The sequence below is a fragment of the Actinomycetospora lutea genome, from assembly GCF_028737205.1.
Classification (GTDB): Bacteria; Actinomycetota; Actinomycetes; order Mycobacteriales; family Pseudonocardiaceae; genus Actinomycetospora; species Actinomycetospora lutea.
Map to the genome: position 1 here is coordinate 19,906 of NZ_JAQZAL010000032.1, position 13,046 is coordinate 32,951.

A 13,046-nucleotide genomic window follows, 5' to 3' on the forward strand; every position below is an offset into this window, starting at 1 on the left:
CGGGTGGCTTCTCGGAGAGGTACGGTGCCGGTCATGGATTCCGCGGAGCTCACGGCGGCTCTCTCGGATCATCCGGCCACCGCGGGCATCGGTGTCCTGGTCCTCCACGGCTCCCGAGCCCGGGGTGATGCCGGGCCGGACTCGGACTGGGACCTCGCCTACCTCGCCGACAGCCGCGGAGACGCCCTTCCCCCGGACCCGGTCGGCCTTCTCGCGCTGGTGGCGGACGTCCTCGGCACCGATGCCGTCGACCTGGTCGACCTCGCCGACGCCAGTGCCCTCCTACGCTTCCGCGCCGCCCGCGACGGCGTGCTCCTTCTCCAAGCCGAGCCGGGGGCCTTCCTCGACTTCCGTCTCGAGGCGGTGCGGTTCTGGTGCGATGCCGGGCCGGTGATCCGCGCTGCCCAGGCCGACGTCCTCGCCGCGCTCGGATGAGCCGCGCCGTCGACGGCGAGCTCCTCGCCGAGCGGACGGCCACCGTCCTCGCCCATCTCGACCGGGTCGCCACCCACCTCCCCGAGTCCGCCGACGACCTTCGCCCCATGTCCTCCCCGACCGACACCGTCGTCCTCCACCTCTGGCAGGCGATCCAGATCGTCATCGACCTCGCCACCGCGACGTGCGTACGGCTCGGTCTCGGGAGCCCACCGACATACGGCGACGCCTTCCGGCTACTCGCCGACGCCGGGGTCATCAACCCGGCACTCGGCACTCGTCTGGCCCGAGCGGCGGCATTCCGCAACCTCCTCGTCCACGCCTACGGGCGCCTCGACCTGAGGCGTGTCCACACGATCGCGCAGACGGGGCCGGAGGATCTGCGCGCCTTCCTCGCCGCACTTCGCGATCGCGTCTGATCCCCGTCGCCGGCCTGATCGTCCGAACGCGTGACCACGCGGACGATGCGTCGTTGTCGATCACAGACGGCCCTCCGGCGGCGCGACCGCGCCGCGCCGACGGGTTCGGGCCGGCGGAAGGGCGCGACGTGGCACCCATCGGGCTCCTCCGGCGCGGCCTCGTCGCCGTGGTCGCCGCCTCCGGGCTGTTCGCCCTCGGCTGCCGGCCGCCCTGGGCGACGAGAACGACGGCGGCGTCCGGTACGTCAACCTGGGCGACAGCTACAGCGCGGCGAGCGGCGTCCTCCCGCCCGCGTCCGGAGCACCGCCCCAGTGCCTGCAGTCGCTGCGCAACTGGGGCCACGTCCTCGCCGACGGGTGGGGGTACGACCTCACCGACGTCTCCTGCGGCGCCGCCGAGACCCGGCACTTCACCGAGCCGCAGTACACCGGCGTCGCGCCGCAGGTCGAGGCCCTGTCCGACGAGACCGACGTCGTCACCCTCACCATCGGCGGCAACGACAGCGGCGTCTTCATCGGCACCATCGCGGCCTGCACCACGGCCGCCGCTTTCACCGCCGGCACCGGCAACCCCTGCGAGCAGCAGAACGGCGACCGATTCACCGAGACCATCGAGGACGTCACCTACCCGTCGCTGGTCGACGCGCTCGAGACCGTCAAGGAAGCCGCCCCGAACGCCCGCGTCGCGATCGCCGGCTACCTGCAGATCCTGCCGCCGGAGCGCGGCTGCTACCCGGTCATGCCGGTCGCGTCCGGGGACGTCCCGTACATCAACGACATCCAGGCGACGCTCAACGACGCCGTCCGGCGCGCGGCCGCGGCCACCGACGTCACCTACATCGACGTCACCGACGCCTCGCAGGGCCACGACGCGTGCCAGCCGATCGGCACCCGCTGGGTCGAGCCCGCCGTCGCCGGCACCAACCCCATCGTCGTGCATCCCAACGCCTTCGGCTCGAAGGCCATGGCCGACCGCGCCGTCGCCGCGCTCGGCTGACGATCACGCCGGGAGTCGCTCCCGGTCACCGCTGAGCGGCCGATATACGGCGGGAGCACTCGTCCGGCCGCTCGGCACGGACGTCCGGCCGCTGTGGTCAGCGAGGACGCGGCTCCTGGCCGTTGCGTGGCGAGCTTCGTGCGCAGGTGTTCCCCTGTCTGTGCACAGCGATCCATACCTCGACCCATCGCCCCACGTGGTGCCAGTCCTCGACGGCGGGCCGTGAGACCGGCGCCACGGGGATGACCTCGGCACCAGGCCGCTCCGGTACTCCGTCCTGTTCGGTACCCGCGGCGTCCTCCGCCTCCTCCTGCCGGGCACGTCCCGGCTCAGGACCGAAGACCTCATCCCGTTGCCGCGCTAACCATGGGTCGTCGTAGTAGCCGGAGTGACCTGCGACGCGTGGCTCCGGGTCGTCGTGGGTGCGTGTGAGCGAGACGGGGTCGACGAGGCACACATCGTGCGTTGCGCTGCTCGCCCCGGGGCACCGGTCCGTGAGGAGGTGACCGTAGGTGCCCCCGCCCGCGTGGGCCGGGTCGCGCGACGGCGCCGTCGACGACCATGACAGCACCGGCCCGCCGAGAGGGTCGGTGTTCCGATACAGGCTCCGCCATCGGCCCTGGAGCTCCTGGTAGAGCCGCGCCTGGTGGTGGAAGCCCACGAAGCACGGGAAGAGCCGAGCGAACGCCCACTGCAGCTGCGAGCCGTAGGTGAGCAATCCCAGTGCTGCCTTCGCCTGGACACGATCCGTCTCGTCGAGGTCGCGTTGGCCGCCGTCCGCCTCGATCGGGCTGGTCAGATAGGTCGCAGCCGCTAGGCAGATGAGACTTCCTTGGCTGTGCCCGGACAGGACGACTCGCTGATGGCGCTTCTCGTTCACCAGCCACATCACGCGCTCGGACACCTCCAGCACCGCCCGTCCGCCGTAGGGGGGCGGACAGAGCGGGTGCACGAGCCGCGGCCAGAAGGACATGAGGTCCCACAGCACGCCGATCGCGGTCCGGGCCGACGGCTGGCGGAACGCCCTGTATCCGAGTCCGAGCAACACCACGACTAAGGCTGTCGAGGCCCAGACGCCGAGGACGGCAAGAAGGCTCGTGGTGTCCTTCGTGCCGTCCTCCGTCAGCAGGGCGACCAACCAGGCGGGAGCGATCTCCCGGTCTCCTGGTACGACCAGTCGCCATCCCGAGATGAACCCGGCGGCGGCCATACCGAGCGCCGACACGGCGGCCAGGAGGGCCGCCGCCCACGAGTAGCGGAACTTCGCCTGGCCTCGGCGCCAGAGGCGGGCAACGCGCAGGCGGCGCCGGTCCAGCTCCTCGACCAGATCGTGCGGAATCGGTCGCCCTGCGTCCCCGGAAGGCCCGCTGGCTCCCGCGACCTCATTCTCTGCGAGCGCCCGGACCTGCGCATCGCCGAACCACGTCAAGGCCCCGAGCGCAAGACCGACAGCGATGAGGACGCCGGCCGGCCATGCGCCGGCTACGCCCCCGAACGGGCGCTCGACCGTCGCAAGGGCGAAGACGAGTACCCAGGCAGCGACGGCGGCCGTCGAGAACCACACCGCCGACCACACGCGTTGGAGCAACAGCGCGGCCGTCGGCAGCACGAGGCCGACGACCAGGACGAGCGCAGCGCCCAGGAGCCACGCGCCCGTCCAGTAGCTCGTGCTCAGGAAGATCGGAGCCTGTGTGTCGCCCGCGCTCTCGACGACGTTCCCGCCCTCCAGCGCCGGCTGACCCACGAGGTCGGCGACGTGGAAGGTGATGCCACCGCATGCCGCCAGCAGCATGCCGAAGGCGAGCGTGACCGCCACGGTCGAAGCGTGCCCGTTCCACATCGGAGAGAAGGCCACGGGGCGAGCCGTCGCGTCCGGTCCGCTGGGCTCCCTCTTCGCGAACAGGACGGCGAGCCGCCACGTGACCCCAGCGGTGAGCAGGACGAGAAGTACGGACGCGACCGCAAGACCGTTGCTCGTCGCCTCGAGACCCGACAGCCTCGGTAGCGGGCCTGGTTGGCGTCCGGGGACGGGCCACATCGCCGCGACAGCCGTACCGACGGCGACGACGGCGTAGCCGAGGCCCGTCCAGCGCAGCGAGGACGCCACGGCGGAGCTGACAGGCCATGCGAGGGTGCCCGTGACGAGCACCGTCACGACCAGGAGCCCGGCGCCGAGGACCATCAGCCCGAGCACGACGGGAGCGGCGATCCAGGCGGCAGCTCCGGCCTGGCTCTTGGAGAGGAAGCCGCTGAAGAGAAGGCCGACGAGTGCGGCCGCGCCCGCGACGTGGCAGCAGCGCAGCCGGGACACCTCGGCGACCTCCGTCCAGAACGAGCGCTCGCCGAACTTGCGGTCGTGCATCCAGTGCGTCCTGGCCGGCTTCCCGTACGTGGAGGGGCGGCGTCCGAGCCAGGCGATCACTCCGAGGACCGCCGCCGCCGGCGCTGCGGCGAGGAGCAACTGGGCTCCCCAGGGCCACTGCCCGGCGAAGGAGAGCCAACTGTTCTGCTCCACGCACTCCGCGGAGCGCAGACACTGCGCGGCCAGGAGCCCGGCCGCGATGTAGACGACGCTCAGCATCGCCGACAGCGTCATGACGAGACCGGTCACGCGGAGCAGACCATCTGCCAACCGGCCCCATCCGCTTCGACCAGGACCCGTCCCACCAGGGCCGACGAGGGCATCATCCCACGTCAGCAGGGTGTACCGGGCCAGGTTGAGGAGGGTGAAGGGCAGGAAGAGCAGCCAGAGAGCTCGGCCCGCCGCGCCGGAGGTCAGCGAGCCCCAGTGGAAGGCCTCGACCTCCGTGTCGCCCGTCGTCGACCCTCCCGGACGGAAGAAGCGGGCTTCGTCGTCTCCCGCCACCTGCGCGGGACGGGGGACGCCGAGCATGGCGTCCGGCGGCGTGCCGTGCACACCGTGCACGCGGAGCTCGATCGTGGTCACTGTCGACCTGCTTTCGCCGCACGTGGACGTGTTGTCGGGTCGGCGAGTCGTTCGTGGTCTCCCCTCGGCTGCTCGGGCATACGTATCCCGGGCGGGAGCGGGTAATCCTGCAGGTCGTCGACCTCGCCGCAGATGTGCTCGAAGGTCTCGCCCCAGGCGTGGTAGCTCATGCCGGACCGGATGCCGGACCGCTCGATCAGGCCGAGCACCGCGCGGGCACCGAGCCCCTCGTCGACGGCACGTCGCTGGAGGTGCTCCCCCCAGGCGATGACGGTCGAGACGTGGGCCAGCTCCGCCCCGCACTGCACGCGCAGGGTGAGCAGGAGGTCAGCGTCGGACACGGGCACCGGAGCGGCCCCGCCGCCCGTCAGGAGCCCGACCGTTCGCGGCGGGGGTGGCAGGAAGCGGTACATGAGCGCGAGACAGGGCAAAGGGCGACCGAAGAACGTGCGCGGCCGTTCACTGAGGAGAAGGGAGTACACCGTCCACTGCTCGACGTCCCGGCGCAGGCCGTCGAGCGCCGCGCCCGTGGGTTCGGGTGGCGGGACAGTGGCGAGGAAGTCCACCGCATCGGCGTAACGACGAGCGAGCTCGAGGTCCAGCTCGTGCCACCGAGTGTGGTAGCCGGCCCAGCTCGTGAGGGCGTTCTCCGGATCCGCGTCCTGCCGTTCTCGCCTCAGTCCGTCCTCGCGCTGGTCGAGCCGCGCGATCCGCTCCGTACGGCACAGTTGGAGATACGCGCTCACCGGCGGGTACGCCGCCTGCAGGTATCGGTGCTGGCCAACGATCCGAGGCGGGAGACGCGGTTCCACATGGTGCGGGCGAGCACGCCGACGACGACCAGCCAGGCTGCGAGAGCTCCGGCCAGCCACCAGTCTCGGTCCTCGGGCAGGAGCGCTCCGTAGGTCTCGGTGAGGAAGCCGATCAGCCCGAGCGTGGCCGCGAGGCCGAGGCCGACGGCGCCGATCCGATCCGTGTCGCGCACCCGCCGCTCGTCGAAGGCCTTCGAGATCGCGTCGAGCAGGGATGTGTAGTGCTCCAGCGCGAAGGTCGACCGTGCGACGACCTGGCTGGCCCAGCTCCGCGTGCGACCGATGTATCCACCGGTTCGAAGGGACTCGGCAAGCGAGCCACCGCCGTTGTCGCGGGTTCCGACGAACGTGTCAGAGAGGTCGATCTCGCCCTCGTCGGGACCGTCGAGCCGGGTCAGGAGCTCCGCCACCTTCGCCTTGGAGTAGCCGAGATCGGCCAGCCCCTGCAGCAGGGTCAGGTGCACGAGCTCGATGAGCTGGTGCAGTTCACCGAGCTCGGCTCCTCGTGCCAACGGGAGTCGCATCGCGAGCTGATCCCACAACTCGGAGGCCCGGCTGACCACCGCGCCGTACACCTCGGCGAACCGCCCCTCGATGTCGAGGTCGGTGGTGATGTCGAGGAGGTCAGCGGCGATCTTCGTCTCGAGGACTGTCAGGCGTTGGACGAGCGTGCGTACGGCCTTTTCCTGACGCACCTCGTCGTCCGTCCCGCCGACGCTGATCGGCGCGATCACGTAGGCCGGGACCGCGCCTTCGGTGAGGTGCTGCAGTCGGCGACGGACTTCGAGGGCGACCGAATCACCACGCCCGACATCGTCACTGTTCTCCAGGACTTCCGTGACGACGTCCGAGGCACCTGCCGGTGCGCCGAATGCGGCGCGGCAGAGCTCGTCGACCAGGACGCAAGGCTCCCCGGGTTCGTGGTGATGGCAGCGGACGACCCAGAAGCGCGGCGGTCGGTACTTCCGGCGAAAGCTGGCCGTGTCGTTCTCGCGGAGCACCGCGGGCTCCACGGTGAGGTAGTAGCTGAGGAGCAAGTCCTTGAAGGCGTTCCTCCAACGTTCCATAGTGCCGCACAACGCCCGGACCGACCTCGCCTCCCCGGCACGCGAAGAGACGCCCCTCCCGGCTCCCTCTGTCTGTGGCGCGTGTTCGACAGAGCGTGGCCGTGAGCTCCACAACGAGAGCGTGGCGTAGAGCCAGAAGTTGCCGAGGTGGCTGCGCACGCGGAAGTCGATGCACGCGTGCAGGCCCGACGGCTCGTCCTCAGGTCGGGGATGCGTGTCGCGTTTCCTGTCCGTCCGGACGAGTCGCTCGAGCTGTCGGCCGGAGAGGTAGACCCGGTGCGCGTACAGGTTGGTGGCGGCTTCGAGGGGCGTGTCCCTCACGGGCTCCCGGCGAGTCATGGCCTCGCAGCACCACCTCAGTCCTTCCACGACTCGCCGACGATCCGCGGCGATCGACTCGGGTGTGCTCCACGATGGCTCCTCGGGATAGGACCCTCGGATCCTTTCCTCGACCAGCTTGCGCTCGGCGTAGGTCGCCATGTCCCACGCCGACTCCATCTCGCCGGTCTCCGGCACGTGCCGGAGTGCACCCGGCCCGTGCCCGTCGTGATCGTCGAGCAGCCGCTCGAGGAGAAGCTCATGCCATCTCCACGGTTGCTTCTCGGCCGGCTCCTTGGTCAGGGGCGCCCAGCGAGTCCACAGCGCGTCGACCCGGACGAGCAGTTCGGGACCGTCGTCGTCCGTCTCGTCGCCCATCGCCGCCCCCCAGCTACCGATGAATACAGAGCGTCAACTAGAAGGTCGGGCGGTTCAACGTTCATCACCCCGGCAGAGCAGCTGAACCATCCATCCGGACCAGGCAGGGCGGCCGCGTGGCACTGACGTTCCACGTGGGCGTGAGCGCCGTAGTCCAATCCGGCCGCGCTGCGGTCTGCTGCCGGAGCACGCTTCCCAACAGTGCGGGCCCGCCACGCCGACCCGCCTGGAATTCCCGGAACGAGCCGCCGGCATCACGCGGTGGCGGCTCGCCCCGTCGTCGGGCGAACTCGTCGGCCTGCGCTCGGGCCGACGCACGCCGCTCGGCTTCGAGCGCCGCCTCCATCCTCCCAAGCAGTGGGACGCTCCCGCCACCACGATGCTGCGAGGCCGACTCGCCGGGTGGTTCCATCACTGGCAAACACGTGGTCCCATGCCCGTGGCAGAACAAGGGCCAACCCGGTCCAATGCTCGTGGCAGGCGACACACGTCGTCCTCGGAAACGGTAGTTGGTGCAGTTGCGAAATCCGTGCCCGCTTCTTGATCAGCAGGTTGATGGCCTCGGTGGGTCGGTTGGACAGGTCGGCGACGGTGAAGCGGACGAGCAGCTCGTCGCGCCAGCACCTCGGTGGGCGTGGTGGTTGCCAGTGCAGCCGTTCCAATTCGACTGCAACATGGTGGGCACTCCGCTACGTGCTGCACCTCTCGTGCTCTCCGTGACAAACGTCGCCGCCCTCGACGAGCGATAGAACGATCAGTCCACGCCACGAGACGGCGAGGAGAAGGTCCCGCGATTCGCTCCCTCCGGTAATCCTCAGAAGGCCGAACGAATGGAGTCGCCCACATCAGCCAGATCCAACAACCGGCGCGCCCCCAAGTCCCCGCGGAGCACGCTACACTGACACTCACCTAACAAACTTAAGAATCTTCCCATTCGAACTTGCTTTCCTGACCAAGCCTGCGTTCTGCAAATGCGCTTCAAGTGCGTCCAGATCGAAAGGCGAGCCCGGCTCGACATCGAGATCGATCTCGGCGACCGCCGCAAGTTGCCCCGCCGTTGCAGCGAGGAGGATACCCCCCGCCATGCCCTCCACATTGACCTTCAGAACGATCTTGTCACCTTTCAGGTGGACGGGAAGCCCGGCAAGCAACTCAGCTAGGGTGACCATCTCGACTTCTTGAGTGCCTACCGACTGTATCATCTCTTCATTCACCGTATGGGCCCATGACTCGTTAGAAACATGCAAGGTCACGTGGCCGCTCGTCGCTCCCACAGCAGCCCTGCGCAACTCCCAGTCCTTAGAACGGACGTTGCTCCGCCGCGCAAGCTCGAGGAGCTCGAAGTTCCTAAGCTCAGGCTCTATAGACACCACGTGTCTGGCCCCGCTCGCCAGCGCCCGAGCGGCATAGAATCCCTTGTGCGCACCCAGATCGAGCACAACCCGGCCCCGGAAGTTCGCCTCGAATACCCTCTCGTTCCACAGATAGCTCAGGGTAAGCGCATCCACGAAGAATGATCTGCTGTCGAGAAAGATGTCGCCGCCAGACACAGGCACCCTTGTCTCGCCTCGCTCACCGATTCGACCCCAGCAGCGATGGAGAGACAGAAGAAGATGTACCCGCGCACGAAGCGGTAACACTCCCCTCGACATCGCGATACTACAGACCTTAAGGGATCGCCGAAGTGCCCACGGCATCCGCTCCAGCAACTGCTGCCGAACGTCCAAGATGCTTCCCCCAAACCTGCCACAGCGTGCAAACCGCAACGCCTCGAAACGGTCCTGCTGCAGCCAATTACTCGTGCACTCTGATGCGCGTAAGAAATGGGCTCAACTGTCTCTCAGCTCGGATGCCGGTCCACGCATTCGTCTATGCGGCCTTGGCCTTCCTCTCAGCCGGGCGCCCCTCCCCAACGCCGAATCACATGATCGAGGTCCCACCTCCGACCTCGGGTCTGACAGCGCCCCGCCGCAGCCTGAGTGCCCGACTTCTACTGCCGAACTTCAGCATCAAGAAGAGCAGTAGGGATACGTAGACCGCAAAAAAGAGCAGAGTGGCTACATCACTCCTGCCGTAAAAAAGAAGGAGCCCATAGAGTACCGTCGTCAGCAGTGGCATCTTACGGGCGCTAACAACCAAGACGAGAAGTAGGATCGTAAAGATGGCAACGAAGGTGACGCCGTAACTTCCGAACAGAGGGCTCAAGCGGGCCTCGGCAAATGGACTGGCGCCTAGGCCGACGCCAGACAGATCAAGGTTCTCGAAGGCGCTGCCGAAGTCCTGCACCTCCGTTATCCGTAGTGGGCCCGGCAGCAGAAACTGGACCTTCTCCAACAACGTACCGCCGGTGCCGACCGGCACGAGTCCTTGCACCACCGCAAAGTCGGTGTACTGCGGCAAGACGACCTCATGCCACGCTGACTCGATCTCGCCCGACTTGAGGAGAGGCAGCAGCAACAAGAAGACAATGCCTCCGCCAAGCAGTAGTCGGACAGCGATCGGCACGAGGACACCCAACAAGATGACACACACCACTCCGGCGACGAGCAGCTCTTTACGACTACCCACCAGCACGAACGGTGCCCACAAAGCGACGAGAGAGAAAACAGGAATCCCGCCGATGCTTGCGAGCGCAAGTCGACCAACAAGATAGATCGTTCCGGCGAGGCAGATCACCTGTACATTATGATTCGAGCCCAGCAACAGCTCTCCGGCATATTTGCGGCGCTCGTCCGCGAGTACTGTGCCCAGACCTACCCTGACGATCGCCACACAATCAAACGCCGCCACAACAAGAAGCACATACGTTACCGCAACGTCACACATATTCGGAGGAGCTTCGCCAAACATCTGCCTGCACCGTGCCGCGGCGCTCCGGATGGCATTACCAAGACGCTCGAGGCCGACGAGAGCCTCGACCACGACATAGCCGAGCCAGATCAGCCAGACGTCATCGACCGTCGCTGAGAATATTGTGACCGCGTCGGGCGACGGCGCGTACTCGATCCCGGTCGTCGAGAACGCCACCCATGCCGAGGAAGCGTACAGTGTCAACGACACGAATATCAGGACGCCGGAACGAGCGGCAGGCGCGACGACCGCGACAATGATGAGAAACGCATACCACAAGACGAGGTCGCGCATGAAGTCGGCCGGCTCCGGACCCACGACCAGGTAAACGGCCACGATCGCAAGCGAGCACACACGACGAAGCCCGGAGAGATGGCTCAGGGGTGCCGCCTCACGAGCCCTAGCTCGGGTCTCAGCGATCTGCGCGCTGGCTCGTCTCATCCGTCAGCCCGAACCGGGGCGAAGCGCGACTCACTTGATCTTCCCCAACAGTGACCGACTAGTCCCTCGGCTCGGCCCAGGGACGTCGCCAGGACGCCATGGAGTCCCAGCTCGGTTCGGCCAAGAAGTAGATCAACCCATGGCTTCAATACGGTGCCGGCCCGATAGTGGAGCGGATACGACCAGCGCCGAACGACGAATCCCTTACCTCGGGCATAGACACGCAGCTTCCGAACTTCTTCCACACGGCTCAGCCCGTGTGCTTGAGCTACTCCTCTTACGCAAAAGTCCGCGTCCCACCGCACCACAGCATCGGTGCTGAGCGTTCGCAACAGGAGGTCGGTCCCTTCTCCGCTTTGCCAGGGTCCGAAGCTTCCAGAACCCAAGCCCTCGTCGAACCCACCAACCTGGTCCAGTACTCGTCGCGACATGACCGTTGCGGCCTCGATAGCCGACCAGACCGTGAACTTCGTCCATGCGTGGTCCACAGGATGTTCATAACGCGGGCGCCCGTCAGACACGTAGCTCATTGCCACAATGTCCGCATCGGCGTGCTTCGCCTGAAGACGCTCGCAGAACGAAGGGTCGAGTACCGATGTGTCGTTCGGGAAAAGAAAGTGAGAAACCGAAGTGGGAGCTGCTCTCACTACGGCGTTACGACCCGCCGACAGTCCGGGCGAAGATGAAACGGTGAAGAGATCCAGCCGATCTTGGTAACGACGGATGATCTCTGCAACCGCCGAGCCTTCGCTCTGATCGCAAATGCCGACGGAGAAATCGCCGGTTGTCTGTTCGACCATGGAGTCGAGGAGGCGTTCAAGCGCCGCTGAGCGCCCGATGGTCGAAATTACAATACAGAGCGTCATTGCGCTGGCCCGGTCAGGCATCCTTCTTACCAGCTCTCATTGCAGAAAGAATGGTACTGAATTCTCGACGGATTGCAGGGACGAGCGCAGCTGCGGACACAACCGCCACCCCTGTGAGAACGAGCTCTGCAGCAAGTACGGCGTAGCTCGACGACGGCGGGCCGACGGCTCGCGTGGCGAAGGAAGCCAGCCCCGCGACCACCGCTAGGAGAGCGGGCCGAGCCAAGGGCGCGAAGAAGTCGACGACCCTTAGTCCTACCGCGCGTCTCGCCAGGAGGAACTCCGGCACCACCAAGACGGCGTTCACAAGAGCGAATGCCGCTGCGACTCCGACGACGCCCCAAGGTATACCAGCCACAAAGCTCCCGACAATGATTGGCCTCGTAGCCAACACCCAACAGAGTTGACGGCGGGATTGTCCAGAGACTATGAAGAGCCACGTGGTCGGATAAGCTGCAGCATTGACGATGCCAGCTATGACCAGGAACGCCAGTATTGGTGCTGCGCCGAGCCAAGCTTCGCCGAACAATGCCTCAATGACTTCGACCCGGAAGATCAGCATGACAATATAAAACGGCCAGAGGACAAGGGTCACCAAGGCGAGAAGCGTTCGGTAGTACGCGCGAAATCGATCACTCTCCGATCGAACGCGACTCAACGCGGGAACCATGACCTTCTGCAGCGGACCAGTGATCTGCTGCAGCGGCAGGATCATCAATTGGTAAGCCTGCACATAGAGCCCGGCACCGAGGGGTCCAGCAACGTAACCAACAAGAACATTGTCGAGGTTCCCGGCGAAGTAATTGAACACGTTCACCGTGGTGATGTCTCGAACGAATACACGATCGCTGGCAATCATGCGCGAAGTCGAGCGTCGAGGTCGCCAAGGGCTCAGAATCCACACCATGATTGTTTGCACTAGCGCCATCAGGACGGGCTGTACCACCAGCGCCCATGCACCTGCTCCGGCAATGGCCAGTGCCACGGCACATGTACAGGCAACAACCGCTGCCACTAGGTCGCCGATGGCAACCTGCCGAAACCGCAGGTCACGCGCCAACATGGCCGCTTGCAGGGACCCGAGACCGATGAAGACGAAAATGAGGCCGAGTACCGGGGCGAAGACCACGTATCGCGAATCATTGAACGCTCTGGCTAGTCCCTGCCCCGATAGACCCACAACGGCCGCCGCGACTAGCGCGACGACCATGGTCTGTCGGTGCAAGCGCGAAGCGTAGGCCGAGTCCATTTCCGTTCGACGGATTGCCAATACCGTGAAGCCTGAGTTGCGCAAGATTTCTGCCGCGCCGCCGAAGACCACTACGATAGCAGCAACGCCATATTCGAAGGGACCGATCAGTCGCGCGATCGCGAGCGTACTGCCGAATTGAAGGAGGAATTTGAGCCAGGTAGTTGCTGCAGTCACAGCACCACCACGGACCGTCCGAGTCGCGACAGAATGCGTTACATCTGCCTCAGCACCCGGGGAGGCCGGCGGCCGGCTCGGGTTCACGAC

Annotated in this window: 10 protein-coding genes; 3 read left to right on the top strand and 7 right to left on the bottom strand. The window is 66.4% G+C overall.

Annotation, left to right across the window (positions count from 1 at the left end; genetic code table 11):
- The first annotated feature begins 33 nt into the window (after positions 1-33).
- The 3 genes from mntA to PHK61_RS26520 all read left to right on the top strand — a co-directional run bounded on the left by mntA (position 34) and on the right by PHK61_RS26520 (position 1,851).
- Positions 34-435 carry a type VII toxin-antitoxin system MntA family adenylyltransferase antitoxin gene (mntA, locus tag PHK61_RS26510; RefSeq protein ID WP_274284027.1) on the top strand — a complete coding sequence of 134 codons (402 nt, stop codon included), beginning with the start codon at positions 34-36 and terminating at the stop codon, positions 433-435.
- Complete coding sequence (gene hepT, locus PHK61_RS26515) at positions 432-854, top strand: type VII toxin-antitoxin system HepT family RNase toxin (protein WP_274284028.1); 423 nt, start codon at positions 432-434, stop codon at positions 852-854. Before mntA ends, hepT begins: the two co-directional genes overlap by 4 nt.
- A gap of 250 nt (positions 855-1,104) precedes the next feature.
- Positions 1,105-1,851, top strand: coding sequence for an SGNH/GDSL hydrolase family protein (locus PHK61_RS26520; protein WP_274284062.1), 747 nt, complete (start codon positions 1,105-1,107; stop codon positions 1,849-1,851).
- A gap of 97 nt (positions 1,852-1,948) precedes the next feature.
- Here the strand turns inward: PHK61_RS26520 and PHK61_RS26525 are convergent, their stop codons facing one another.
- The 7 genes from PHK61_RS26525 to PHK61_RS26555 form a co-directional block, all read right to left on the bottom strand.
- Positions 1,949-4,798 (bottom strand): hypothetical protein, encoded by a 2,850-nt coding sequence (locus tag PHK61_RS26525; protein WP_274284029.1) that lies wholly within the window; start codon positions 4,796-4,798, stop codon positions 1,949-1,951.
- Positions 4,795-5,544, bottom strand: coding sequence for a hypothetical protein (locus tag PHK61_RS26530; RefSeq protein WP_274284030.1), 750 nt, complete (start codon positions 5,542-5,544; stop codon positions 4,795-4,797). Before PHK61_RS26530 ends, PHK61_RS26525 begins: the two co-directional genes overlap by 4 nt.
- Positions 5,541-7,373, bottom strand: a complete 1,833-nt coding sequence (locus PHK61_RS26535; RefSeq protein ID WP_274284031.1) for a hypothetical protein — start codon at positions 7,371-7,373, stop codon at positions 5,541-5,543. The genes PHK61_RS26530 and PHK61_RS26535 overlap by 4 nt, the downstream gene beginning before the upstream one ends.
- Before the next feature lie 905 nt (positions 7,374-8,278).
- Positions 8,279-8,923 (bottom strand): FkbM family methyltransferase, encoded by a 645-nt coding sequence (locus PHK61_RS26540; protein WP_274284032.1) that lies wholly within the window; start codon positions 8,921-8,923, stop codon positions 8,279-8,281.
- A gap of 370 nt (positions 8,924-9,293) precedes the next feature.
- Positions 9,294-10,559, bottom strand: coding sequence for a hypothetical protein (locus tag PHK61_RS26545; RefSeq protein WP_274284033.1), 1,266 nt, complete (start codon positions 10,557-10,559; stop codon positions 9,294-9,296).
- A gap of 101 nt (positions 10,560-10,660) precedes the next feature.
- Positions 10,661-11,551, bottom strand: coding sequence for a glycosyltransferase family 2 protein (locus tag PHK61_RS26550; protein WP_274284034.1), 891 nt, complete (start codon positions 11,549-11,551; stop codon positions 10,661-10,663).
- The gene (locus PHK61_RS26555; protein ID WP_274284035.1) at positions 11,544-13,043 is read right to left on the bottom strand and encodes a lipopolysaccharide biosynthesis protein; all 1,500 of its coding nucleotides are present in this window, start codon (positions 13,041-13,043) and stop codon (positions 11,544-11,546) included. The genes PHK61_RS26550 and PHK61_RS26555 overlap by 8 nt, the downstream gene beginning before the upstream one ends.
- Positions 13,044-13,046 lie beyond the last annotated feature (3 nt).